Here is a 25,094-nt window from a genome sequence, read left to right as displayed (position 1 = left end):
CCCCGACAACGCCGTTCCGTCCGCGGCTCGCAGGGTGAAGGTGCCGTCAGCGGCCACCTCGGCACGGACGCGACCGTTGTCGATCGCCCGCCCGCCGGATTCGGGAGCGTCCGGGGCCGGCTTCGCCTCGGGCTCGGCGGCGACCCTGAACGGCATCGCGCCCGACGCCTCGACCGGCACCGCGACAAGGGCGCGGAGCACGGACACCGTGGTGGTCAGGACGCGCCAGGGCCCGGGGTGCCGAGCGGTCGCCTCGGCGACCGCGACCCGCAGCTCGAGCAGGTCGAACGGGCTCGGTCCCGCCTCCTCGGCCAGGCGGAAGGTAAGTTGTCCCGGCTCCAGCTCGAAGGACACGATCTGCCGGCCGAACAGTTCGCGACGATGGATGCGGCGCAGTACGCGCTCCAGCTCGGCCGCGTCGAACTGCTCGTCGCCGAGTACCGTCCCCGCGGTGGACAGCAGTTGCAGCGGAAGTTCTCGTCCATCGGCAGTCCTGGCACGCATGGAGGCGGCCGGTTCGGCCGCCTCGACGTCGATCTCGGCCAGCATCTCCCTTGCGTGGGGCAGGGTGTTGACTGCCAGGTGTCCGCTCGCAGGAACACCGGCCGCCAGCGATGCCAGCACCCGGTCGCGCACGGCACGAGCCATCTGTGTCGCTTCCGCCAGTCGGGCGGCGACCTGTTCGCTCGTCTCGTCCGTGCCGGAACCCACCACGGAGTCGTGCGCCGTCGATTCGATGATCTTGTGCCAGGCTCGCCTCAGGTAGGGGTCCTCCGGCTGCGTGCCCCAGACCGCGAGGACGCGTTCCGCTTCGTCAACGGTCCGTTCGGCCTGAGCCATCGCCTGCTTGAGGGAGCGGCGTACCGAGAGCACGCCGGGCAGGATGTTGCCTCGCGCGTGGCTGCGCAACTCTCCGCGTACGAGAGACAGGGGACCGCTCGTCGGCACACCGTCCAGGTATTCGGCGAGCGTGGCGACGGCGATGCGTCGATCCGGGCGCGAAGCGGCGCGCAGCCAGTCCAGCAGCCGCCGGTCCGGCACGGTGTGGTCCGTCCCCGCCATCGCGAGAACCGGGTCGTCGCCCCAACGCGCGGATGTCATCGCGGAGTAGTCGTCGAGGGCGCGGCCGATCGCTTCGGGTACGAGGAGCACGTCGAGCCCGTTGTCGTAACCGTCGAAGAGGTACTCGGTGAGGACGGTCGATCCGTCGGGTGACTGCCAGTTGAAGCGGTGGCCTTCCACCGAGGCCGGGACTCCGCGCCACAACGCCGCTCGGTCGATCCCGGCACGGCGCAGGATCTGAGGCATCTGCGCGATGTGCCCGAACATGTCGGGGAGATAGCCGACGGGCATGGCACCGCCGAGCGCCCGCGCTCCCTCGTGGCCGAGCCGGAGGTTGCGCACGATGGTCTCGCCGCCGCAGAGGAACTCGTCGAGCAGGATGAGCCACGGCCCGAGTGCGAGCCGTCCCTGCTCCACCAGTTGCTGGACGCGTTCGCGGTTCTCCGGCCGGATCTCGAGGTAGTCCTCGATCGCCGCGGTCTGTCCGTCGAGGGTGAATCGGAACTCGGGGTCGGCCTCGGCCGCGTCGAGGAGACGGTCGAGTTCGGTCACGAGCCGGTGGCGAAACACCTGGAAGGGCTCGTACCACTCGCGGTCCCAATGGGTGTGGGGCACGAAGACGGCGTCGGACTCCTCAAGAGGCGACAGTGCGGGACTGCGTACGGGGGAGGACATGATGGGATCCACTCAGCACGAAATTGACGGGGCACCGCCAGGTCCTGATTATCAAATCAGGGTGTTGAAAATCGTGCAACAGCCTCACCCGGGTTGCAGATGCGCAGCGCCTCCGGCCGTGGCGAGAAGGAGTCGTCCAGAACGAGGATGGCGGCACCCACCGCGGCCACATCGCCGGCGATCGCCGACTCGCTGAACCGGACGCCGTGAGGCACCACGAGCCCCGGGTCGGAGTGCACCGCCTCGGGCAGTGTGGTCAGCGCGAGAGGTGCGATCCGCGACCAGAAGGGTCCGCCGAACACGACTTCCCCGATGTCGAGCAGGTCGATGACGACGACCAGGGCGCGGGCGATCTGCCGCGCGGCTGTCGTGAGGATCCGTACCGCCTGCGCGTTCCCGGCATCGGCCGCGTCCGCCAACAGGCCGAAGGCGGCGCCCACTCGGAGCACATCAGTCGTGTCGCCGACCTGAGCCTCCGTCAGGACGCCCTCGCGCAGCGCCTTTTCGACGAGCGCGCGGGGGACGGTCACCACGCCGACGCAACCGCGTCGACCGCAGCCGCACATCGGTCCATCGGGGTCGACGGAGATATGGCCGGCGTCACCGGCGTTGGAGCTCACCCCGCGAACGGCCGAGCCGCCTATGGCGATCCCGGTCGCGAAGCCCGTTCCGTAGTACAGGAAGGCGAAGTCGCGACGCTCACCCGGTTCGCTTAACCACAGCTCCGACACGACCGCCGCCGTGGCGTCCTTCTCGATCAGAACCGGCAGGCCGGTGGCGAGATTGAGCGCCGTCCGCAGCTCCACCCTGTGCCAGCCGGGCAGCATCGGGGGGTTGAGCACGACGCCCGTCCGCGGGTCGATCGGCCCCGGCGACGCCACGCCGATGCCCAGGACCTTGGCGCGGTCGACGCCCGCGGTCAACAGGAGGGCGTCGATCATCGTCGTCATCTCCCGCACCACTTTTTCCGCGTCCTGCACCGTCGGGGTCGCGGTACGGATCCGCTCGCGCACCCGGCCGGAGAGGTCGATCAGCGCATAGGTGACCACGGCGGGGTCGATGTGCACGCCGACCGCGAATCCGCCGTCCGGATTCAGGGTGATGATCTTCGGAGGCTTGCCGCGGCCCCTGGCCGGTGCGGCTTCCTCGGTAACGAGCCCGGCCTCGACGAGTCTTCGGCAAACATTCGAAACGGTCATGCCGCTGAGAGCCGTGAGCGTGGAGATCTCGGTGCGGGCCACGCCTGCCGGTTGGCGGCGGATCGCATCGAGGACGACAGCCACGTTGAACTCAGCGAGAGCGCCAAGGTTGACCCCGGTGCCACTCATCTGCGTCTCCCCCTCGCTCTGCGCTGGATGCTCACCGTACCGCCCGCGGCCCTCGCCCAATCCGGGTGCCCGCTGCGGCCGGTGCGGCGCCGGACACCTCATCTGTCTGAGATCTTGACGAGCATTATCGGACCCCTTAGTGTCCGATTAAGTAATCACTGTGTTGAAAATAACGAAGGGACAACGGTGTCCACACCGACCCCTGCGAGGGTCTCGGCGCGCGCGTCGAAGTCCCGTCGACGACATCCGGCGTACCGCGGGCATGCCACCGCTGCCTGGATCCTCATCGCGCCGGCACTGATCGGGTTCCTTCTCTTCGCCGTGTACCCGACGCTGCGCGGGACCTACTTCAGCTTCACGACGTATCACCTGCTTTCGCCCGCCCAGTGGACCGGGCTCGCGAACTTCCAGCGATTGATCCACGACCAGACGTTTTGGCACTCGCTCTGGGTGACGGTGTACTTCGTCGCCCTCAGCGTGGTGATGGGCATCCTGCTCTCGCTCATCACTGCCGTCGTCCTCCACCGGCTGACGCGATCCACGGTCATCCGCGGGCTGGTTCTCCTCCCCTTCCTCATATCGGGAGTCGTCGCCGCCGTCATCTGGTCCTGGATGCTCGACCCGCAGTTGGGCATAGTCAACGTCGCGATCAAGGCGGTGACCGGGCAGCGCGTCGAGTTCCTCGGCTCGGGTTCACTCGCGATTCCCTCCGTCGCGATGATCAGCGTCTGGAAGTCACTGGGATACAACGCGGTGCTGATCTTCGCGGGACTCCAGACGATCCCAGGGGAGTTCTACGAGGCCGCCCGCCTGGACGGAGCGTCCGAGATGCGGATGTTCCGCCACATCACGGTCCCCTTGCTGCGGCCGATTCTGGCCATGGTCGTGATCCTGGCGGTCATCAGCTCCATCCAGGTCTTCGACATCGTGCAGGTGGCGACGAAGGGCGGCCCAGCCAACGCCAGCAACGTGCTCCAGATGTACATCTACGACACAGCGTTCAGCCAGTACAACTTCGGCTACGCGTCCGCGATGTCGCTCGTACTCTTCGCGATGCTCACCATCATCACCTTCATCCAGTTGCGCGTGACTCGGGCCAACGAGTCCGACACGAATTGAGGACAGCGCGTGTCACAACTCTCCTCAAGTCAGCGAGCCCCGGAACTCTCCTCCAGCCGGCCGGCCTCGGGCGGACTGCGCGCCTCGGCTCACCCCTCGCGCGTGTCGATCGGTCGTGTCGTCGCGTGGATATACGTCACGGTCATCCTGATCATCACGATCTTCCCGTTCTACTGGATCCTGCGAACCGCGCTGTCGTCCAATGACGCCCTGTCGCAGAACCCGCAGTCGCTGTGGCCCGTGGGCCTGACCCTCGACGGCTTCGAACGCGTCCTGGGGCTGGCGCACGGCAACAGCACCGGCACAGTGAGCGCCCTGGATTCCGGCGATTTTCTGTTCTACCTGCGCAATTCCACGCTCTACGCCACGATCATGACGGCGTTCGTCATCTTCTTCTCGACGACCGCCGCGTATGCCTTCGCGCGTCTCCACTGGCGAGGGCGCAACCTGATGTTCTCGCTGTTCCTTGTGGCGCTCATGGTGCCGGGCATCATGAGCATGCTGCCGAACTTCGTCCTCATCAAAGATCTCGGCCTCCTGAACTCGCTGCCCGGCCTGGTCCTGCCGGGCGCGCTGTTCTCGGCGTTCAACATCTTCTTCCTCCGGCAGTTCATGCTCGGCCTGCCGAACGAGATCGACGACGCGGCACGGATCGACGGAGTGGGGCCCATCAGGGCGCTGTTCTCCGTCACCATCCCGATGACGGCGGCGCCGATCACCACGCTGACGATCCTGACGTTCATCAACACCTGGAACGAATACTTCTGGCCGCTCCTGGTCACGAACGACAAGACAACCCAGCCACTCACTGTGGGACTCGCCTCGTTCCAGCAGAACGCCCCGACCGTCACACCCGACTGGGGCGGGCTCATGGCGGCGACGCTCGTCGCCGCGCTGCCGATGCTCCTTGTGTTCGTCATATTCGGCCGACGGATCGTCAACTCCATCGGTTTCACCGGCATCCGCTGATACCGGTGGCGCCTTCTCCCAAGCTCGCCTGTCCCGGCAAGTCCAACTCAACGAGGAGTAATGGAATGCAGCGAAAGTCGCTGATCGCGCTCGTGGCGGCCACGGTGGCGGCCGCCACGGCCCTCACGGGCTGTTCGTCCGGCGGTGGGGAAACCACCGCCGACGGCAAGAAGGTCATCAACTACTGGAACTGGGACCCGAACATGGTCACCGCCATGGGTGCCTGCGTTCCGGGCTTCGAGAAGGCCAATCCCGGTTACACGGTCAAGATCTCCCGTTACAACGTGCCCGACTACTTCACAAAACTGACCGCCGATTTCACCGCCGGCAACGCGCCTGACGTCTTCCAGGCCTCGGGTCAGTACTACCCGACGTACATAGCGCAGCACCAGATCGCCGAGATCGGGCCGCTGATGAAGAAGAACGGCTACTCGAACGAGTTCGCCAAGGGCATCGATCCCGTCAAGGGCACCGACGGCAAGACCTACGGTCTGACCGTGGACTGGAACGCCACCGGTATCTACTACAACAAGGACCTGCTCGCCAAGGCCGGCGTCACCGACGCCCAGATGCAGCACCTGACCTGGAACCCCACCGACGGCGGCACCTTCGGCAAGGTGGTCAAGGCACTTACCGTCGACGAGCACGGTGTGCACGGCAACCAGCCCGGCTTCGACCCCAAGCACGTCGCGACCTACGGCATGCAGCTCATGGCCCCGCAGGACCCCAACGGCTCGCAGACGTTCAGCTCCTTCGCCGGCGCCCTCGGCTGGCAGGCGGGCGACAAGCTCCCGTACCCGACGCAGATCCCGTACGCGGACCCCCGCTTCAGCGAGACGATGAAGTACCTGCGCTCACTCTCCGACGACGGCTTCGCCCCGAAGATCGGCGAGTTCGGCGCGAATACGAGCGTGGAGGACCAGCTCACGAGCGGCAAGGTCGCCATGATGATCCAGGGATCGTGGGACGTGGCCACCTTCTCCGGTAACTCGAAGGTCAACGTCGGTGTCGCGCCCCTGGTCAAGGACAGCCAGACCGACAAGAGCCTCATCCAGGCCGGCGGTGACCTGGAGTTCATCTGGCAGGGCTCGAAACAGCAGGACGCCGCCTACAAGTGGCTGACCTACATGACCTCGAACTCCTGCCAGCAGGCGGCCGCGAAGGCCAACCCGGCGTTCTTCTCCGGCATCCCGTCCGTGTTCGACTCGACGGCGAAGCAGGTGGCCGCGAAGGGCATGGACATCACCGCGTTCAGCAACTACCTCCAGCACGGCCTGACTGCCGGCGCCAACTACACCAACGGCGCCGGATTGCAGACGGCCGTCGTCCCGGTCTTCCAGCAGTACTGGGAGCACCAGATCGGCGACGAGGTGTTCGCGCGGCTACAGAAGACGAGTAAGCAGACCATCGGCCAGAAGTGAGGTCCGTCGAGCGAGGACGAAGGTGAGACGGAGGATGGATGTGACCGGCACGGACGGCGACCTTCACCGGCTGGTCTTCGACGCCCCCGCGCGGAGCTGGCTCGAAGCCGCGCCGCTGGGCAACGGGCGCCTCGGCGCCCTCGCCCACGGCGGCACCGCGCGGGACCGTATCTCGCTCAACGACGGAACCGCGTGGTCGGGTGGCCCGTCAAGCGCCCCCCGACCACCTGCCGACGGTCCGGCCGCCGTACAGCGGGCACGTCACCACCTCGCACGCGGCGAATACGAGGCCGCGACCCGGGAAGTGCGGGGAACGCAGGCCGGATGGGCCCAGTCCTATCTCCCCTTCGCCGATCTCGTACTGACTCTGACGCCGTCCCAGGGGTCCGGAACGGACCTTCAGGGAAGCGGGAACGACGAGTACCGACGAGTCCTGGACCTGAACCACGCGGAAGTCGAGACACGGTTCCGCCTCAACGCCGTCGACGTCTGTCAGCGTGTGTTCGTCTCCGCGCCCGACTCGGTACTCGTCGTCTCGGTCGAAGCCGACGCACCACTGGACATCGGCGTCGAGCTGACCACCCAACTCGGCGTCCTGCGGCGCGACATGGGGGAGGACACGGCCGAACTCCGCTTCCGGATGCCGTCCGACGTGCCGCCCCCGCACGAGCCCGACCACCCCGTCGTATGGTCCGAGTCGCCGGCCGAGGCCCTGCGAGGCGTCGTCCACGCGCGGCTCACCCACAACGCGAGCGCCGCCTCGCCCCCGCCCGACACGGACGCGGAGGCGCTGATCGTACGGTCGGTGACCCGGCTCGACCTCGTCGTCGCCACGGCCACGACGTTCGGCGGGATCGCGCGACCGCTGCTCGCCGACGAAGCACTGGACGCGGCGGCCGAAACGGTCGAAGCGGCGCTCCATCTGGGCGTGCCGACGCTTCGCGAACGCCACCACGCCGATCACACCGAACGTTACGGTCGCGTCGCGTTGCGGATCGCGGACGGGCCCGGCGGCCGCGAGACGCACAACAACGCGGGGGCGGGGGCCACTTGGCGCCGTGTCACGGCGGCAGCCGAAGGGGACGTGCTCGTCGACGACCCCGGGCTCGCCGTGCTGTTGTTCCATTACGGCCGGTATCTGCTGCTCGCCGGCTCGCGGCCCGGCGGCCTGCCCGCCACCTTGCAGGGGCTCTGGAACACCGAACTGCGCGCGCCCTGGGGCTCGGGCTACACACTCAACATCAACACCGAGATGAACTACTGGGCGGCAGGCGTCACCGACCTCGCCGAATGCGCCGTCCCGCTGCTCGAACTCGTCGAGGCGCTCGCCGTGACGGGCGCCGTCACCGCGCGCGAGTTGTACGCGTCGCCCGGATGGGTCGCTCACCACAACACCGACGCGTGGGGCTACACGCCGCCCGTCGGCACGGGTGACGCCGACCCGGCGTGGGCGTTCTGGCCGATGGCCGGAGTGTGGTTGTCGCTTGAGCTGGCCGATCTGGTGCGGTTCGGCTCCCCCGGGCTGCTCGGCCGGGTACGGCCGCTGTTGCGCGGGGCCGCGGAGTTCGCGTTGCGTCAGCTCGTTCCCGCCGGTGACGGCGTGCTCGGCACGAGCCCGTCCACGTCACCGGAGAATCACTTCCGCACCCCCGACGGCGGGGTGAGCGCGGTGGGCGAGTCGTCCGCGATGGATCTCGCCCTCGTCGCCGCCCTGTTCGACGCCGTCATCGAGTTCGCGTCCGGCGACAAGACGGATGATCTGCTCGCGCGCGTGCGCCGCGCGCGTCCGATGATCCCCGGCCCCTCGATCGGGCGGGACGGTCTGATCGCCGAATGGCGCGGCGACCCGGCTCCGGCGGAACCGCACCACCGTCACCTCAGCCACCTCTGGCCGCTCTACCCGGGCCCGGGCATCCCCGCGGCTCTCCACCCGGGGGCCGGCGCGTCGATCGATGCCCGCGGGGACGAGTCGACCGGTTGGTCGCTCGCCTGGCGGATCGCGCTGCGCGCGCGCCTCAGGCAGCCGGAGCGTGTCGCGCGACTCATCCGGTTGATGCTGCGCCCCGCCCCGCCCGAGCAGTCCGGCCAGCGCGCGGGCCTGTACCCCAACCTGTTCGCCGCTCACCCCCCGTTCCAGATCGACGGCAATCTCGGATACGTCGCGGGCGTCGCCGAGGCACTCCTCCAGAGTCACGCCGGCTGGATAGAACTGCTTCCGGCCGTCCCCGCCGCCTGGGCGCGCGGAGCGGTACGCGGGCTGATCGCCCGCCCGGGCGTGCGCGTAGACATCGAATGGGACGCAGACGAGCACGGCCGTCCGGCGCTTGTCGCCGCGACACTCACCCCGCGCGGCAAGCACGCGTGGGCACCAGTCACCGTCGGCGCGCACGGTCGCCGCGTCGTCGTCGACCTGACACACGGAGCCGTCACCCTCGACGGTCGGCACCTCATGAGGAGAACGACCCACCCATGACCGAACGCACCACCACCCCACCCCGCCACATCGTCGAGGTGACCGCCCACGGTGCGGACCCCACCGGCCGGCGAGACGCTTCGCGCGCCGTGCGGGACGCGGTTGCCGCGGCACATCAGGCGGGCGGCCCCGTGACGATCCGCTTCGAACCCGGCACCTACGCCTTCTGGGCGTCGGCGGCGACGCGCCGCGAGCTGTATGTCTCGAACACGGTCGGCGCCGACCCCCGCTACCGCGAGAAGGCCATCGGGATCCTGCTGGAGGGATTCGACGACATCGAGATCGACGGGGGTGGCGCCCTGTTCGAGTACCACGGCCTTCAGACGACGATCGCCGTCATCGACTGCGGCCGGGCCGAACTGCACGACTTCGCCGTCGACATGGTGCGGCCGACCGTCGTCGAGATGACCGTACGGGAGGCCGGAATCGCCGACAGCGGGCCGTTCCGTCTGGTCTCGGTGCCACCGGGAACCGATGTCCGTCCCAGCGGCCGTACGGTCAGGTGGCTGGGGGAGACCGACCCCGGCAGCGGCGAACCGGCGTGGGACGGCGAGGGGGCGCTGGACTACTGCCAGGTGCTCGACCCCCGTACGAACCGCACCTGGCGAACCGAATGCCCGCTCTTCGACAACGTCGAACGCGTTACGTCGACGTCCGACGGCCTGCGCATCGACTACCGGCCGGATTCCTCCGCGCCCGACGATCAGGGGCTGGTCTACCAGCTCCGCCACACGGATCGCGACCATCCCGGCGTCTTCGTCCTGGAAAGCGGAAGTGCCCGGTTCCGTGACGTGCGATTCGGATACCTGCATGGCTTCGGGCTTCTGGCGCAGAGCGGCGGCGACCTCCTCGTACAGAACTGCACCTTCGCCGCACGTGAGGGCACCGGGCGGACCACGGCCGGTTTCGCGGACTTCGTGCAGGCGTCCGGCCTGCGCGGCCGGGTCGTGGTCGAGGACTGCCGGTTCGACGGCGCGCACGACGACGCGATCAATGTGCACGGTCTCTATCTGCGTGTCGACCGTGTCGACGGCGATGAACTCGAGCTGACCTACCCGCATCCGGAGACCGCCGGTTTCCCGCAGTTCTCGGTCGGCGAACGGTGTGAGATCGTGCGCGTCGACGACGGCGCCGTCGTGGCGACCGACATCGAGGTGCTCAGTGTCGACGGGCCGAGCGGGCGGGACCACGCCCACGACCTCACGCGCATGCGCATCCGGTGCCGGGGTCCGCTGCCGGAAGCCGTCGCCACATCGGCGCCCGGCGAGCTGGCCATGGAGAACATCACCCGCACACCGTCCGTGACGGTGCGGCGCTCGACGTTCGAGAACCTGCCGACACGCGGAGCGCTCGTGTCGACGCGTAAGCCGATCCTCATCGAGGACTGCGTGTTCCGGGGGCTCGGCATGGCGGGCGTCCTGATCACCGCCGAGGCCGGCAGCTACTGGGAGTCGGGCCCGGTGACCGACTGCACCATCCGTGGCAACCGGTTCGAAGAGCTCGGCGGCCCAGCGGTGTTGATCAGTCCTGACCAGTTCCACACCGACGGCGAATCCTTGCACCGCGACATCCGGGTGCTCGACAACGAAGTCTCGAACTGCGCGCCGTGGCCGCACGAAGGCGACGAGTCGGGCCCGGAGGCCGGCAACTGGATCGTCGACGCGACGAGTGTCGCCGGTCTCGTCGTCATCGGCAACACCACGGCAGCGGGCACCCTCTCGGTGCGGCTCGACCACTGCCCCGGCGCGCGGGTGAGCGCGGGGTCCGGCAGTCCGGTCGGAATCAGCCGGAACGACGTCAACGGGTCGTGAGCTGTGAGGGCGGCCTCCGTCCGACCCTCTGCTCGGTCGACAGAAGATGGCGACGGTAAGCTACTTTTGGTAGCCAGGTCGGGAGGGAGGTGTCGCCATGGCCGGGCGTCGGATGTCCTACGCGGACCGCCATGCCCAACTGCTCGACACAGCCGCGAAGATCGTACGCACGGAAGGTGCCGACGCTCTGACTCTCGCCCGCGTCGCGGAGGAAGCGGGGGTTTCGAAGCCGGTCGCGTACGAGCACTTCGAGCGTCGCGCGAGCCTGCTGGCCATGCTCTACGCGCGGATGGACGACCAGCAGGCCGAGGCTGCGCGCGCGGCTCTCGGCTCCCGGGCTACCACCCTGGAGGAGGCGGTCCGGTTCGCAGCCGAGGCCTACGTCGACTGCACACTCGGCACCGGCGGAGAGTTCGGCGCTGTCACGGCCGCGCTCGGTTCCATCGCCGGTGCGGAGGACAGGGTGCGTGACGGCCGCGAACGCTACGCGGGGATTCTCCGCGAAGCGCTGGAGCGCTTCATGCGACTTCCGGCGGACGCGGACGCGCTCATGCTGGGCGTGATCGGTGCCGCCGAGGCGCTCGCGCGGGAGGCCGCCTCCGAACGGCTGGACCGGGCAACGGCCGTCCGGGGTATCAGCCGCATCATGCTCGGGACCCTGCACGGCTGAGGGCCGCACCGCCCGGTGTGCCCGCTCCGCTGCCTCGTTCGGGACCCGTGGGGTCAGAGCGGTGTACGTGACGACGGAAGCGGGTCTGTCGTCACGGTGACGCCGAAGTGCCTGAGCCGGTCGACGGCGTACGACGAGTCGACGGCCTTCTCGGGCAGGGCGAGCCCCGCCGGGAGGGGTTCGCCGTCGTCCAGGCCCAGGACGCGCTCGATGCCGATCAGTGCTCCGAGGGCTGTGAGATGGGCCTGTCCACGCGCGTCGCTGACCGTGGTGCGGCGCGCCAACGGGTGGCCGCGCGTGTCCTCGCCCCACATGTCGACGAAGATCTCGTGCGACGCGGTCCCGCCGGAGGACGTGCCGGCCGACTCGCCGGTCCCGATGTCGAAGCGGACATGGGGGGCGCCCGTCGCCGCCACGACGGCGGGCACGTCCAGCACGCCCATCGGCTGGGCGCCGAAGGGCTGCTCGCCGTCCCTGCCGACCATGCGAACGGCATCTTTGGGCGTGACCCACTTCCAGTGGCCGTCCGCGCGCATCAGGGCCCGGGTGAAGAACGACTCACTGTCCTGCGTCGACATCTGGCCGGCCGGATCGGCCGGGTCGAACAGGGCGGCCAGTTCCACGCGCTCGACGCGGCCGAACTCCCGGGCGGTTTCCAGGGCGGCGAAGGTCGCTGCTCCCGCCTGCCAGTGACCCATGACCATGGCCGGCCTTCGCGCCAGATCCGTGGCGAGGACCGCCGTGGGCCCCAGGTTGTCCGCCTTCCGGACGATCCCGATGTGTGCCGTTTCGGCACGCAGGGCCGCGCGCAGGAGATCGTCGTCCGGGTCCTGGACCGCTGCCACGACCAGGTCGACCGGTCCGAGGGCGACCAGGCCCGCTTCCGCGTCGGTCGTATCGATGCGCGCGAGGGTCGCGCCGTACTCCTTCGCCAGCGCCTCGCCCTCCTCGGGGCGGCGGCCGCCGATCACCACCTCCACGTCGTCCCACGTGGTGCGGAGGAGGCGAACGATCCATCCTCCGACGAGTCCGTAGCCTCCGACCACCAGCACCCGCTTCAGACGCGGCTTCGCGCCGCCGACGGAAGAGATATCCATTGATTCCACTCCTTCGTAACCTACCTGCCGTAACTTACCTATCGTAGGTTACGCCACCCCCGCCCCGCCCGCGCGCCGAGGGGCCTACGCCTCGCGCGCCGGCGCCGCTCAACCGCGTACGCCTGAATCCCATGACTCGGCGGCGGCCGCGGGGTCCCGGCCGGACAGGAAGGGACGGGCCGGCCTCGGCGGGCGACGGCGAGCATGCCCCTTCCCACTTGCTCGGTCGTGACCAGCGCCGCGGGCAGGAAGCGCGGCAGGAGAAGGCTGACGGGCGCTGTCAGTGTGCGCAGGACGCGATACCTCCTCCCGGTAGTTGACGCGATCGTCGGCGCCGATCTCATTCGCCGCACCGCGCCCGCGGTGACGAGGACCGTGTCACCCGCCCGCGGTGCGCCGATGGTGTGGGGTCCGATCCAGGCGGATCTGCCCGGCGTTGCCCAGGGCGTCCAGGGAGGCGCTCAGCGGAACGCCCGCGGGTACCCGCCACAGGGCCCAGGCCCCTTTGCTGGAAACCCACCCGTCGAGCACTGGTGTGAAACACACCGCACGATCTGTGGCCCCGCCTTCCCGAGGCACTGCTCTGTGCCGCGCCGGCTCGCCGGCGGGCCCGTCGCCCCGAGCCCGGCCGGCACCACCAACTTCAATCATCTGGCGTCGAGTTCCGCGACCCGCCCCTGGAGGCAACCATGCCGAATGGCCGTCCCCACGCGGAGAAGGAGTTCGCCGAGATCAACGGGGTCCGGATGGCCTACATCGATGAGGGAGAGGGGGCTCCGATCATCTTCCAGCACGGCAACCCGACCTCGTCCTATCTGTGGCGCAACGTGATGCCGCACCTGGAGGGTATGGGTCGGCTGATCGCCTGCGACCTCGTCGGGATGGGCGACTCCGCCCCGCTGCCGTCGTCGGGCCCGGACAGTTACTCCTACCAGGAGCAGCGGGAATACCTGTTCGCGCTCCGGGATCACCTCGACCTCGGCGACGATGCCGTGTTCGTCGTGCACGACAGGGGTTCCGCGCTCGGGTTCGACTGGGCGTACCAGCACCAGGACCGGGTCGGCGGGATCGCCTACATGCAGGCGATCGTGGCTCCGAGGGAGTGGGAGGACTTTCGCGTGGGCCGGGAGATCTTCCAGGCACTCCGTCCTCCGGCCGGCGAGTCAATGGCGATCTCCGACAACGTGTTCGTCGAAAAGCTCTTTCCGGGCGGAGTCCTGCGGGACATGACCGAGGAGGAGATGGCCGTCTACCGCGCGCCCTACCTCACTCCCGGTGAGAGCCGGCGACCCACGCTGAGCTGGCCGCGCCAGTTGCCGATCGCGGGTGAACCCGCCGACGTGGTGCGGATCGTCGAGGACTACGGCCAGTGGCCGGCCACCTCGCCGGTGCCGAAGCCGTACTTCGAGGTGGACCCCGGCATGATCCTGCTAGGGAGACAGCGCGAGTTCTGCCGCTCCTGGCCGAACCAGACCCAAGTGAACGTGCCGGGTAACCACTTCGCCCAGGAGGACAGTGCGGATCTGATCGGCCCCGCGGTGGCGGACTTCGTCCGGAACGTCCGCGGCACCGGACCGCGTCCGTAACCGAGGCCCGCGTCGTGAGCAGTTGTCGCACCTCGACACCGTCGCGGCCGAACTCAACGGCAGGCCACGCAAGACGCTCGGCTGGGAAACCCCAGCCGAGCGCCTGTCCGCCCTGGTCACGGCCACCTCCCGCTGACAACCAACGTCATACCGGCGTCGGTCTCCGTGGGCCCATTGTCCGACCCGGCTCGCTCAAACGGCTTGAGTGGGAGAGCCCGAGGATCGGAGCAAAGGGCTATCGGGCCGACCTGTGGCCGATCCGCGTCAACGCGTGAACCTCACACCCTGGAACTCGGACCAGTCCGAATCATCCCCCGGGTTGAGAGTCTGGATCGCGTCTCCCTGACAGCCGGGGGCTGCGTACAGCTCGGCGTGGCGGTTGGTGTCGTTCCGGACCGACCCGCCGGCGTTTCCGACGTTGTAACACTGGTTGTCGACGGGGTTGTTGAGCAGCTCCGGAACCCCGGACTGCGCGCGGTACTGGAAGGCGCCTTGAGCAGCGTGGGCTGCGCCGGGAAGGGCCAGCGCAAGCACGGCACTGGCGGCGAGACTGCCGAGGATGGCAGGTACACGACCTCGCATTGTCACTCCTTGCGTTGAAATGTAACGCGAAGCTATCGGACTGGTGGATGGGTCGCATGAGGGCGCACCGTACGCCCGGCGGAGGTCGCCGGCATCACCGCTCGCCCCGGCCGCCCGAATGCCGTCATGCCCCACGCAGGTTCAAGACCTCGGGTTCCCGGGTTCCCAGTCGAGCACTTGCGTAGACCGCCCGCCGACACACGTCGGTGATCACGTGTTGCAACGATCCCTGGAATCCGCCCAGGCCCCGACGCGGAGTGTCGTCGCCTCGGCCTCCAGCAGGACCTTGCGTACCTCTCCGTGGTGGCGCGGATCGGTACGGCCCTCGGCCAGGGCCTGTTCGACGAGAACATCGATCGCGATGCCGTTCTCCGCGTGCATCATGATCAGCCCGCCGTTGCCGGAGGCCCGACGCGCCACGGCCCGAGCCGTCGAAGAAGCTGAACCTGCTCGGGATCGCCCGGCGGTTGGCGCGCCTGCCGCGTCCCATCTGCGCTGAATCGGGAGTCGCGAACGCGTTCCTTCCCCGGCAGGCGCCTCGCGCACTGTCGCTGTCATCGTCTTCGAGCAGCCCGAAGACGTCGGTCTCCGCGAGCGGGGCTGGCGGAGACCGACGCTTCACAGCCGGGTAGGGGTGGTTACCGAGCAGCCTCGCTCGTCACCTTCCTCCGCGGCGGTCAGCCGCCGTTCTGGACGGCTCTGATCACGACGTCGGTGACCGCCTTGGGGTTGGACACCATCGACAGGTGCGGAGCCTCGACGCTGACGGTGTGGGAGCCGGCTCGTGCGGTCATGACCTTCTGTTCGGCGGGGGGAATCACCCTGTCCGCAGTACCGATCAGGGCCCAGGACGGGATGCTCTTCCAGGCCGGCTTCCCGGACGGTTCGTCCAGGGCGCTCGCCGCAAAGGGCCGTTGTCCCGCCGCGAGCACATCGGACTTGTTGCGGGGTACACCCTCAGCGAAGAAGGAGGGAAACAGCTTCGGCTTCACGTACAGGTCCACGTCTCCGCCGCCCCCCGGAATGGGCACGGAGTTGAAGACGGTGCTGGGGTCCGGCACGGCCAGCACCGATCCGGGCTTGGCCGCGGTCAACTGCCCCACGGTCTCTCCCTTGTCGGGGATGAAGGCGTCGATGTAGACGAGCGCCTTTATGTTTTTGTTGCCTGTTGCCGCGTTGGTGATGACGAATCCTCCGTAGGAGTGCCCGGCCAGCACCACAGGCCCGGTCAGGGTCTGGAGGAACGCCTTGAGGTTGGCTGTATCCGTGGCCACTCCCCGCAGAGTATTGGGGGGAGCCACAACGTTGAACCCACGCTTCTGCAGACGCTCGGTGACCTCAGCCCAACTGGACGCGTCAGCCCATGCCCCGTGCACCAGCACGATTGTCGGTGTCTGGCCGTGTGCCGGCCCGCCCGCGCGTGCATGACTGTTGCTGGCGGACGCGCAGCCTGCCGCCAGGGTGAGAGCTGCGGCCGCTGCCATGGGAACCAGAATGAGTTGTCGCTTGTTCTTCACGTACTTCTCTCCTTCGTGGGGTCGGTCGCGGGAGCGTCGAAGCACCATTCAGAACACTCTGCAATGTTCTCGGCGAACGGGCTTTCCGCTCTCGCCGTCTGTTTGTCGGTCATCGACGCAACTCGGACCACCCTTGCTCCCCCCGCCGCACGGCAGCGGACTCCACACAAAGAAGGCCTACGAATCCCTTTTATTTCCCGCCCACACCTCTGGAAATTTCATCCAGGAAACGTCCAGTTTCCACCCAGGGGTGAATTTTTGGGAAAATACTCGGAAAGCGAAACGAGCATAAGTCGCGCCGCCATTGACCCAACGGTGTCAGATTACTTTGACGGCCCGGACAACCGCACGCCGAGTAGGGCGAAGTGGGATGTAATTCAATACAACGGACGCCATCAATCACCGAATGGTCCAGCGATGCACAGATCAGTAAGGAGCGGGCCTTGGCGCTCGAAGCCCGCCCCTGCCTGCTCGCCCACATCCCTCTGGACGAGATTGTCATGCGGGAAGATCGCACCCTGTGATACACGAACAACTTCCGCCCTCGGGGCCGCGCCTTCAGCGGCCACGGAAGCAGGGGACAAGATCCGAAGAACCGGTGCCGTTCAACCACTCGCCCCGATTCCAGGACCCCTCGGCAGTGAAGCGCCGCGGTTCCAATGGAGACTCGATTTCTTGAAAGGATCGATCCATGTCACGACCTTCCCTTTACCCGCTTGGGCTCTGCCGTCGGGCGCCTCTAACCCGACTCGGCATGCCCACGCGACCGACCTCACTTGAGGTTGCCGGGGCCTTGGGGAGGCCCGGCATCCTCTCAGCGGGCAACACCCACGACAGCCACGGCCTGAAGCCCAAGGTGACCGGTCTCCGAACAGGACACGACCCTCAAAAGGGCTGGCCCTACAAGCCCCGAAAACTGCATGCCGACAAGGCGTATGACATACCTGAACCGTGCCGTTGGCTGCGCGGCAAACGCATCGGCGTCCTCAAAGTGACCACGTAGGACATCGTCTTATCCACGACCGGCACGCCGTGGTCAACGACCGCATGACCCCCCGCTGTCGTGAACTGGCCGCTCAACGGCCGCCATCGGTGGTGGAACCGGGCGCGGTGTGCATGACCGGCTGCGTGAGGGCGGAGGGGGCGGGAAGGGTCATCCAGCGGTCAAATGGCCAAGCGACGACTATGGCGCGGCCGACCACATGCGCGCGGCCCTTGATGCGATACGGACCACTGTGGATGGGCGCGGCGGTGCTTCAGGAGGACTTGGACGCGGCCTCCCTCGCCTCCGTACGACGTTTCACTGACCCGTCTCGCCCTTGCGCGCACCACTGTGGACATACTGATCAACAACGCTGGCGTTATGGACATCCCGCGCCGGGTGCTCTCCCCCGACGGACTTGAGCTGCAACTGGCCACCAACTCCCTGGGGCACTTCGCCCTGACCGCCCGGCTCCTGGACGGGTTCCGGGCTTCGACCTGCGGGCCGCGCGTGGTGAACCTCGGGAGCCTGGCGCCGAACCCGCTCCCGCGCGACTTTCTCTTGATGTCGGTCAAGCCGCCGCCCTGCGCGTATCTCACCGAACGAGAACTACCGAGGCCGCCCTCACGCTGTCTGGCGAACGGCCCGACATCAAGCGACCAAGTGCAGTAGTGACCTGAGTCGAAGGTTTGCCATTGGTGGGCATGAGTTGTCCGGGGCCGAAGATCGCGCCGTTGTTGGTGACTGATGCAGAGCGTTTTGTGCTGGAGGGCTGGGTGCGTCCTCGGTCGACAGCGCAGGCCTTGGCCCAGCGTTCAATGATCGTTTTGGAGTGTGCCGAGGGGCACTCAATCCTGGAGGTGTCGCGTCATCTGTCGGCGACCGCGGACACGGTCCGTACCTGACTGCGGCGATTCAGCGCACGCGGCTTACGAGTTGGTGCGTGACAGCGGGTGGGGGCGTGATGGCTTGCTCGTGGGCTGTGGTGCAGACGATCGCGGTGCGGTCTGAACGGGGCCGACGATGGCTTGGTAGGTGGGGGCGAGGCGGTCTCGTCGGTGGGTCCAGCGGGTCAGTTGCTTCCAGCGCTTGTGATCGGCGAGCGCGGGTTCGACGGAGATGCGCTGGGAGGAGTGCTGGTGACGGGCTCTCTCCCGGGCCTCGTGAACCTCGGGTGGGCTGATCTTGTTCGCTTTCCCTGGCGGGTTACGGCCCGGCCGGGGTGGTCGCGTCAACCGGTTCTCCGCGCATCCAGCCCCGGGCGGCATCCGGATGCGCGCCGGCCAACACGCTGGACAACCGTTTCCCTCTCCCGCACCGGCACGCCGGCAGCAGCCGGTAGTGACGTGCGGCCCTTGCCGAGCCGAGGGCGCGGTCGCCCTCGCAGCGTCACCACACCACTGTCCAGCCCACCAGCCGGGGCTGCCGAGGTATCTCGGAGACGGCGGGCCGAACCCGCTCGGGAGCTGGTTCAGCCCGCGGTCGGGCGGTCTTCGACCAGCACCGCGCGGGTTCGGGCCCGATCGAGGAACCGCGCCTCATCAATGCCCACCCGCTCGTCGGAAACGGCCGTCATCCAGGCATTGAAGACGTCGCGGTCCTCCCAGCCCAACTCGGTCACCACGTCGAAGTCGATCTCATCCTCGCGCAGGTTGGCCGCGTCGCCGCGCACCAAATAGTGCCGCTTATACACGGTGGGTGACGGAGCAAGACTCAAGATGAGCGGAACGTGACTGTTCTCGTAGTACTCCTTGAACGCTTCGCTCGTGATGTCGTCGCGCCTCTTCAGATAGCTGAGCAGCTTCAACATGGCGACCGTCTCTCCTCGCTAAACGGGGAGTTCCCCGTTTTCTCTCGGGTAAATTAACGGGGAACTCCCCGCTTCGTCAAACGAGGACTGCCCGTGATCAAACCGAGGGAACTCGCCCGCCTGCCGGCGCGCGCCGACGCCCGGCGCAACTATGAAGCACTGGTCGCAACCGCGGAGGAGGTCTTCATCGCGGAGGGCACCGACGCCCCCCTGGACCTGATCGCGCGGCGAGCCGGCGTCGGAAACGCGACGCTCTATCGGCACTTCCCTGCTCGGCGCGACCTCCTGGTGGCTGTATGCGTCGGCGAGGTGGAGGCTCTGTGCGAGCTGGCCGGGCAGATGCGCGCCGCACCGGATGCGCGCGGCGCACTGATCGACTGGATTCGGGCCTATATCGGCCACGTCAGTGCCCACCGCGGGCTGGGCGCCGCACTGAACACCGGCACCCAGGAGGACGACACCCTGGTCGCCGCGTGCCAGACCGCGGTGGCCAAAGCCGGTAGCGCACTGCTGGAAGCAGCCGTTCGCGCCGGAGAGGTACGCGGAGACCTGCAGATCGCCGACCTACTCGCAGTGGTGGGGGCCCTGGCAATAGCGAATGAAAACGGCGACGAGGAAAGATCCGAGAGGCTTCTCCGACTGGTCGTCGAAGGGATCGCAGGCTGACAGGCAGCACCACAGTCAGCCGCACCGGTCACCCGAGACTGAGCTCAGCGGCCCATTCCGCGGGACGTTCAAGCCCGCGCGCCGGCCCCCTCAGCTCTCGGCGGCAGCATCCTCGTCGCAGATGCCGGTGCGGCCCGTGCTCTGCCGGCTGTCCAACCGCATCATTTCTGCTCGTAGTTGTTCGGGGTATATTCCGATCCTGGGTGTTCGGGCGCGAGGGCCACCCCATGCCCTTGGGGCAGGCGTTCGCGGAGTACGGGCGGATTCACCAAGACCGAGCACCTGATGCGGATGGTCGACCCAGTCGACCACGCCTACCGCCAGCAGATGAACCGTCAGCTCACCGTCCGCGAGTCCCGCCACAAGCGCGCCGGCGATGTGCGCCGCGGCAAGCGCGGCACCATCCACCAGGCGTACCGGGACGGGATCGAGGACCAACTCGGGGAGCTCCGCCTGGCCCTCAACGCGATCGTGCTGTGGACGACAAAGTGCATCGATGGCGCCACCGCCCAGCTCCGCGCCGAAGGCCACGAGATCCGGGACCAGGACATCGCCCGACTCTCTGCGAGAGTTACACGACCCCACTCCGCTCAGCGGACCTCTTGTCCTGTAGGCACCCTGGCTGCGATGTGCAACTACACACAGCAACCCGGGCCGGACTTTCACCCAGTGAAACTTTTTCGCCATGCAACGATCCGTGGGTAGCATCGGCAGCTCAGGTATTTCAAGTTTCAAGGAGGCTGGCGTCCCGATGGACCCGGCTCCGCGTGGACGGTTGACTGGAGCATGACCGGTGGCGGACCTGTTCGAGGACGACGTGCGCGCCGCCCTGGTGGGGCGCACGCAGGAAGTCAGGCGTATCTGCGATTTCGTCGCCTCCACCTCTCGCGGTGGGGCTCTCGTGCTGTCGGGAGAGGCGGGAGTGGGAAAGACAGCCCTGCTCGATGCCACCGCGACCGTTGTGTCGTCGACAGGGACACGGGTCCTGCGCGCCCAGGGAGTCGAATTCGAAGCCGACGTGAGCTACTCCGGGCTGAATCAGCTCCTTTTTCCCCTGTCCGAGTCGTTCGGCGCTCTGGACAGCATCCACTGTGAGGCCCTGCGCGTCGCACTGGGCTTCGGCAGTGGTCCAGCACCGGATCAACTCGTCGTCTCCAGTGCGACCTTGATGCTTCTGCGTCAGATCGCCTCGGCCGACCGGCTGCTCCTCGTCATCGACGACCTGCCATGGTTGGACCGAGCCAGCGCTGCTGTCCTGGGTTTCGTCGCCCGCAGGCTGGACAGCAGCCGAGTGGGTTTTCTCGGAGCCATGCGCTCAGGAAGCGACACCTTTTTCAGCCGCATCGGGCTTCGGGAGTACGAAGTCCCCCCGCTGGACCGGAAGTCGTCGAGGCAGTTGCTCGACGCAAGCTCCCCCCACCTCGCCGAGCGGGTGCGAGAGCGACTGCTGACGGTGGCTGAGGGGAACCCGCTGGCCTTGCTCGAGTTGCCGACAGCGCTGAGCGGGAAGCAACGCATCGCGTTGGCGGATCTGCCGGCCGTGCTACCCCTCAGCGACCGGCTACAGGCGCTCTTCGTCTCGCGGGTCTCCGCCCTTCCGGATCCGGCGAGGCACCTTCTGCTGCTCGCGACTCTTGACGGGACCGGTGACCTGGGCCTTCTCCAGGCTGCAGCACGGCAGGTCGGCCAGGATGGCGCTCTTGAGGCTCTGGCACCCGCCGAGCAAGACCGGCTGGTGCACTTCGAGGAAGGCTCCCGGCGTCTCGTCTTCCGCCACCCCTTGATCAGCTCCGCGGTGGTGGTGGCCAGCACGACCGCGGAGCGCCGCTCCGCCCATCGCGCGCTGGCCGACGTGCTGTTGGAGCAGCCCGAGCGCCGCGCCTGGCATCTGGGCGAGGCCTGCGTCGAACCGGACGAGGAGGTGGCCTCCCTCCTCGAACAGGCCGCGCGCCTCATCACCGCACGCGGTGACGCCGTCGGGGCGGTGGCGGCCCTGGTACGGAGCGCCGATCTGAGCCCCCGCGCCCCGGATCGGGCCCGCAGACTCGCCGAGGCCGCCTATATCGGGGCCGAAGCGACCGGGGATTTGCGGAGCGTGTCGGATCTGCTCGAAAACGCTCGCCAGGCCGACCCGGGCCTCATGGACTCGTTGCACTCCGCTGCTGCGGCCGTCTACCTGATCATCAACGGTGGCGGCGACATCGACACCGCTCACCGCCTGCTGGTGGGCGCCATCGAGTCGGGCACCCACCGTTACGACGCCAAGGACGCGGCTCTCGTCGAGGCCATCCACCTTCTGCTGCTCCTGTGCTTCTACAGCGGCCGGGCCGAGCTCTGGGGTCCCTTCTACACAGCTCTCGCCCGCTTGCGTCCTGAGCCGCCGGCACTGTTGTCGGTCGCCGGGAAGACGTTCTCCGATCCGGCCCGTTCAGGGGTAGCGGCTTTGGAGCAACTTCAGTCCATCCTCGGCGCGCTCCCCGACGAGAGCGACCCGGGACGCATCGTCCGTATCGGAACCGCGTCGCTTTACGCAGATCGGCTGGCGGACCTTCGGGGGCCTTCCTGGAAGGTCGTTCTCCAAGGACGGGACGGTGGTCCTGCCCGCAGAACCCTCGGCGCCCTCATGCACCTGTGCCTGGGTGACTTCCTGTCCGGGAGATGGGACGAGAGCGATGAGCTGGCGGACGAGGGCCTGCAGTTGTGCGAGAACTCCGGATACGAGTTCTTCGCCTGGTATTTCTGGTACTGCCGAGCCGTCGTCGCCGCCTCACGGGGGGACGACGACACCGTCACTCGCCTCACCGACCAGATCGTCCGCTTCGCGACACCGCGGGGCGTCGGAACGGCACTGCACTACGCCCGGCACGTACGAACCCTCGCGGACCTCGGACGCGGAGAGTTCGAAAGCGCCTTTCAGCAGGCCTCGGCCATCAGCCAACCCGGTACCTTCGCGTCCCACGTCCCCCACGCCCTGTGGGTGGTCATGGACCTCGTCGAAGCCGCCCTCCGCACCGACCGCCGGACAGAAGCGGCCACCCACGTACGCGCCATGCACGAGGCGTGCATAGCGGCCTTCACTCCTCGGCTCGCTCTGCTCGCCGGTGGGTCGGCCGCGCTGTGCGCCGATGACGACGAGGAGGCAGTACGACTGTTCGAAGCAGCCTTGGCGCTGCCCGGCACCGAGCGATGGCCGTTCGACCTGGCCCGGGTGCGACTCGCCTACGGGGAGAGGCTGCGCCGGGCCCGAGCGAACTCGGAGTGCAGAGGGCCGTTGAGCCTGGCGCACGACGCCTTCACTCTGCTCGGCGCTCGTCCCTGGACGGAACGCGCCTACAAGGAACTACGCGCCTCCGGATGGGTGGCGCCGAGAACAGCATCAGCGGGGAACGATCTGCTCACCCCGCAGGAGTGGCAGATTGCGGAACTGGCGGCGTCCGGGCTGAGTAACAAGCAGATCGCCGAGCGGCTCTATCTGTCGCCGAGGACAATCGGCGCACACCTGTATCAGATCTTCCCCAAGCTCAATATCGCGTCACGCGCAGCGCTTCGCGACGCACTTGCGAAGTTGGGCGAATGACCCGCTTCCGGGTGCCGCGGGGCCCCGAGGAGGCAGCCGAGGCGGGTGAGTGACTGGTCCCACTGATGCCGTTCGAGGAGCACTGGTCGCTTCCCGTCGGTCCGGAGGCAGGGAAACCGCTCATCGGCATGACCAACCGCCACCCCCGGCCGCTCGCCCCCGAGGGATTGGTTCCCCAGGCCACTATGAGCAGCGAGTTGGTGCGGCGTCACTTCAAAGAAGCCCATGTCGTCAAGGCCATCGACAACATCGACTACAAGCATTTCAAGGACCTGGCCCGACCCCATAACGTTGACAACGGAACCGCCCTTCCCCTGGCGGGCGACGACGAGGTCGCCAAGAGGATGGTCGCCTGGCTGCCGGATCGCCTGGGCTTTGACTCCGTCGATGTCGGGCCGCTTGGCGAAGGGTGGCGCTTCCAGCCCTGCCAGCCGGCTTGCCACGCCCCTTACGGAGCCGGGGACGCGAGCGATGTCCGTCAGCAATCGGCCGCTCAGGTTCCCGCCGCGGAACTCCGCCGGATACTCGACGTCACAGAGTGCTGACTGCCGCGTCCCGGTGGGACGCGCTGACCGCACCGCCCGAGCCGTGGTGCGCCCGGCCCCGGCGCCGGTCCGCAGGCGGCACGGAGGACGCGGCGGCGAACGCGGACAGGCAGTCGGCGAACGGCGGCGGGACGGAGGCCCGGCACTTCCCGACGCTCCCCTCACCGGACCACGTTGTCGCAGTCGAGGGGCAGTCTCCGTGAGACCGCCCCTCGACCACTCCCTAATCCGCCACACTCCGGCCGCCCAGTGAAACCCACAGGTCAGGCGCCACATGCTGGAGTACTGGAGCGTCGGCGGCGGCCGACGCGCGTGTTAGCCGCGGAGGAATTCCAGTGTCTGCCGCACGAACAGCTCGTGGTACTGGAAGATGCCGCCATGGCCCGAGTCGGGGTAGATGGCCAGCCTCGCATTGGGCAGCATCTGGGCGAGTTGCAGTGTGCCGGTGGTCGGCCACATCGTGTCGTTGTCGCCGTTGACCACCAGGACGGGATGGTTCACCGTCTTCAGCCCGGTGGGCGAGGTGTCCTGCTCCCAACTGGCGAGTGCGGTCAACTGCGCCGCGATCGTCTCGTCGGTCATGGGGGTGTCGCGGTCCTCGGTCCGTTCGTCCAGGCGGCCAAGGAAGGAGTCCGCTGCCTTCTGGCCGGCGGGCGTCGGTTCGAAGAACAGGTAGTGCTTCGGGTGCTTGCCCTCGGAGGTGGCCCTCTGGATGGCGGCTTGGAGCACGGCACCGGTGGAGGCGGGCCCCTGGGCGCCCGCGGGTGTGGTGGCCGCGAGGACGATTCGGCGAACGAGGTCCGGGTTCGTCTGGGCGATCACCTGGGCGACAATCCCGCCCAGGGAGTACCCGAGAAGGTCGACCGTGGGGAGTCCGAGCGCTCCGATGAACGCCACGGCATCCTCCGCCATGGCCTCGAAGGTGTCCGGTGTGGTGCCGCCGGAGGCGCCGACCCCCCGAAGGTCGACCAGAATAACGTGCCGCTCGGCCGCAAGGCCGTCGACAACCGCAGGGTCCCAGTCGTCCAGCACGGCGGTGACGTGGTGCAGGAGCACGAGGGGAACACCCCCGGCGGGCCCTGCCTCGCGGTAGGCGAAGGAAGTCCCGCCGACATTCACTGTCCTGGTGGCGGCATCTTTCGTTGCAGACATGGTGGTGCCTTACTGTCGTGTGCCGGCCGTGGTGGCGCGGCACTTGCTTCCT

General features: G+C 67.9%; 17 protein-coding genes and 4 pseudogenes. 12 read left to right on the top strand and 9 right to left on the bottom strand.

Features of this window, described 5'->3' with window-relative positions; all coding sequences use genetic code 11:
- A pseudogene (locus QR77_RS34505) lies at positions 1-1,737 on the bottom strand (alpha-mannosidase); the annotation flags it as partial.
- Positions 1,738-1,793: 56 nt separating this feature from the next.
- A complete protein-coding gene (locus QR77_RS34500) occupies positions 1,794-3,065 on the bottom strand; it encodes an ROK family transcriptional regulator (protein WP_052489271.1) in 1,272 nt (423 codons plus the stop codon).
- 186 nt (positions 3,066-3,251) lie between these two features.
- On the opposite strand from QR77_RS34500, the gene QR77_RS34495 reads away from it, so the two are divergent.
- From QR77_RS34495 to QR77_RS34470, 6 genes are all read left to right on the top strand, one after another.
- Entirely contained in the window at positions 3,252-4,184 is a 933-nt protein-coding gene (locus tag QR77_RS34495; RefSeq protein ID WP_040025948.1) for a sugar ABC transporter permease, read from the top strand.
- A 102-nt stretch (positions 4,185-4,286) separates the two neighbouring features.
- A complete protein-coding gene (locus QR77_RS34490; RefSeq protein WP_236710934.1) occupies positions 4,287-5,153 on the top strand; it encodes a carbohydrate ABC transporter permease in 867 nt (288 codons plus the stop codon).
- A gap of 65 nt (positions 5,154-5,218) precedes the next feature.
- A complete protein-coding gene (locus QR77_RS34485; RefSeq protein WP_040025947.1) occupies positions 5,219-6,574 on the top strand; it encodes a sugar ABC transporter substrate-binding protein in 1,356 nt (451 codons plus the stop codon).
- Between the two features lie 34 nt (positions 6,575-6,608).
- On the top strand, positions 6,609-9,047 hold the full coding sequence (locus QR77_RS34480; protein WP_052489270.1) for a glycoside hydrolase family 95 protein: 2,439 nt from the start codon (positions 6,609-6,611) through the stop codon (positions 9,045-9,047).
- Positions 9,044-10,858: a right-handed parallel beta-helix repeat-containing protein gene (locus QR77_RS34475; protein ID WP_052489269.1), complete on the top strand. Its 1,815-nt coding sequence runs from the start codon at positions 9,044-9,046 to the stop codon at positions 10,856-10,858. Before QR77_RS34480 ends, QR77_RS34475 begins: the two co-directional genes overlap by 4 nt.
- A gap of 97 nt (positions 10,859-10,955) precedes the next feature.
- On the top strand, positions 10,956-11,528 hold the full coding sequence (locus QR77_RS34470) for a TetR/AcrR family transcriptional regulator (protein WP_040025946.1): 573 nt from the start codon (positions 10,956-10,958) through the stop codon (positions 11,526-11,528).
- Positions 11,529-11,581: 53 nt separating this feature from the next.
- On the opposite strand, the gene QR77_RS46145 is transcribed toward QR77_RS34470, so the two are convergent.
- Positions 11,582-12,625: a hypothetical protein gene (locus tag QR77_RS46145; protein ID WP_052489267.1), complete on the bottom strand. Its 1,044-nt coding sequence runs from the start codon at positions 12,623-12,625 to the stop codon at positions 11,582-11,584.
- A gap of 689 nt (positions 12,626-13,314) precedes the next feature.
- Between QR77_RS46145 and QR77_RS34460 the strand changes: the two genes are divergently transcribed.
- Positions 13,315-14,211 (top strand): haloalkane dehalogenase, encoded by an 897-nt coding sequence (locus tag QR77_RS34460; protein WP_040025945.1) that lies wholly within the window; start codon positions 13,315-13,317, stop codon positions 14,209-14,211.
- 264 nt (positions 14,212-14,475) lie between these two features.
- On the opposite strand, the gene QR77_RS34455 is transcribed toward QR77_RS34460, so the two are convergent.
- From QR77_RS34455 to QR77_RS34445, 3 genes and pseudogenes are all read right to left on the bottom strand, one after another.
- Positions 14,476-14,793: a hypothetical protein gene (locus tag QR77_RS34455; protein ID WP_040025944.1), complete on the bottom strand. Its 318-nt coding sequence runs from the start codon at positions 14,791-14,793 to the stop codon at positions 14,476-14,478.
- Positions 14,794-15,054: 261 nt separating this feature from the next.
- Positions 15,055-15,219 (bottom strand): annotated as a pseudogene (locus tag QR77_RS45525) (dihydropyrimidinase); the annotation flags it as partial.
- 251 nt (positions 15,220-15,470) lie between these two features.
- Positions 15,471-16,277: an alpha/beta hydrolase gene (locus QR77_RS34445; protein WP_040029143.1), complete on the bottom strand. Its 807-nt coding sequence runs from the start codon at positions 16,275-16,277 to the stop codon at positions 15,471-15,473.
- Positions 16,278-17,673: 1,396 nt separating this feature from the next.
- On the opposite strand from QR77_RS34445, the gene QR77_RS34440 reads away from it, so the two are divergent.
- Positions 17,674-17,964: a hypothetical protein gene (locus QR77_RS34440; RefSeq protein ID WP_040025942.1), complete on the top strand. Its 291-nt coding sequence runs from the start codon at positions 17,674-17,676 to the stop codon at positions 17,962-17,964.
- A gap of 257 nt (positions 17,965-18,221) precedes the next feature.
- Here QR77_RS34440 and QR77_RS50100 read toward each other — a convergent pair.
- Positions 18,222-18,473 (bottom strand): annotated as a pseudogene (locus tag QR77_RS50100) (hypothetical protein); the annotation flags it as partial.
- Between the two features lie 290 nt (positions 18,474-18,763).
- On the bottom strand, positions 18,764-19,102 hold the full coding sequence (locus tag QR77_RS34435; protein ID WP_040025941.1) for an EthD domain-containing protein: 339 nt from the start codon (positions 19,100-19,102) through the stop codon (positions 18,764-18,766).
- Positions 19,103-19,195: 93 nt separating this feature from the next.
- Here QR77_RS34435 and QR77_RS34430 point away from each other — a divergent pair, with 93 nt between their 5' ends.
- From QR77_RS34430 to QR77_RS34415, 4 genes and pseudogenes are all read left to right on the top strand, one after another.
- Positions 19,196-19,768 (top strand): TetR/AcrR family transcriptional regulator, encoded by a 573-nt coding sequence (locus QR77_RS34430; protein WP_063798113.1) that lies wholly within the window; start codon positions 19,196-19,198, stop codon positions 19,766-19,768.
- Positions 19,769-19,971: 203 nt separating this feature from the next.
- Positions 19,972-20,332, top strand: a pseudogene (locus QR77_RS34425) (Tn3 family transposase); the annotation flags it as partial.
- Between the two features lie 229 nt (positions 20,333-20,561).
- On the top strand, positions 20,562-23,345 hold the full coding sequence (locus QR77_RS34420; RefSeq protein ID WP_052489266.1) for a LuxR family transcriptional regulator: 2,784 nt from the start codon (positions 20,562-20,564) through the stop codon (positions 23,343-23,345).
- A gap of 65 nt (positions 23,346-23,410) precedes the next feature.
- Positions 23,411-23,890, top strand: coding sequence for a hypothetical protein (locus tag QR77_RS34415; protein WP_052489265.1), 480 nt, complete (start codon positions 23,411-23,413; stop codon positions 23,888-23,890).
- A 315-nt stretch (positions 23,891-24,205) separates the two neighbouring features.
- Here the strand turns inward: QR77_RS34415 and QR77_RS34410 are convergent, their stop codons facing one another.
- Entirely contained in the window at positions 24,206-25,042 is an 837-nt protein-coding gene (locus QR77_RS34410; RefSeq protein WP_040025940.1) for an alpha/beta hydrolase, read from the bottom strand.
- Positions 25,043-25,094 lie beyond the last annotated feature (52 nt).

Source organism: Streptomyces sp. 150FB, assembly GCF_000818195.1.
Taxonomy (GTDB): Bacteria; Actinomycetota; Actinomycetes; order Streptomycetales; family Streptomycetaceae; genus Streptomyces.
The sequence above is the reverse complement of the archived record's forward strand: the minus strand, read 5'-3'. Positions and strand labels throughout refer to the sequence as shown.

Coding starts and splice junctions, on each gene's coding strand:
- QR77_RS46145 (WP_052489267.1), bottom strand. CDS start 12,625: ATGGATATCTCTTCCGTCGGCGGCGCGAAGCCGCGTCTGAAGCGGGTG.
- QR77_RS34485 (WP_040025947.1), top strand. CDS start 5,219: ATGCAGCGAAAGTCGCTGATCGCGCTCGTGGCGGCCACGGTGGCGGCC.
- QR77_RS34445 (WP_040029143.1), bottom strand. CDS start 16,277: ATGGCAGCGGCCGCAGCTCTCACCCTGGCGGCAGGCTGCGCGTCCGCC.
- QR77_RS34500 (WP_052489271.1), bottom strand. CDS start 3,065: ATGAGTGGCACCGGGGTCAACCTTGGCGCTCTCGCTGAGTTCAACGTG.
- QR77_RS34415 (WP_052489265.1), top strand. CDS start 23,411: ATGCCGTTCGAGGAGCACTGGTCGCTTCCCGTCGGTCCGGAGGCAGGG.
- QR77_RS34410 (WP_040025940.1), bottom strand. CDS start 25,042: ATGTCTGCAACGAAAGATGCCGCCACCAGGACAGTGAATGTCGGCGGG.
- QR77_RS34475 (WP_052489269.1), top strand. CDS start 9,044: ATGACCGAACGCACCACCACCCCACCCCGCCACATCGTCGAGGTGACC.
- QR77_RS34435 (WP_040025941.1), bottom strand. CDS start 19,102: ATGTTGAAGCTGCTCAGCTATCTGAAGAGGCGCGACGACATCACGAGC.
- QR77_RS34440 (WP_040025942.1), top strand. CDS start 17,674: ATGGACATCCCGCGCCGGGTGCTCTCCCCCGACGGACTTGAGCTGCAA.
- QR77_RS34470 (WP_040025946.1), top strand. CDS start 10,956: ATGGCCGGGCGTCGGATGTCCTACGCGGACCGCCATGCCCAACTGCTC.
- QR77_RS34480 (WP_052489270.1), top strand. CDS start 6,609: ATGGATGTGACCGGCACGGACGGCGACCTTCACCGGCTGGTCTTCGAC.
- QR77_RS34455 (WP_040025944.1), bottom strand. CDS start 14,793: ATGCGAGGTCGTGTACCTGCCATCCTCGGCAGTCTCGCCGCCAGTGCC.
- QR77_RS34460 (WP_040025945.1), top strand. CDS start 13,315: ATGCCGAATGGCCGTCCCCACGCGGAGAAGGAGTTCGCCGAGATCAAC.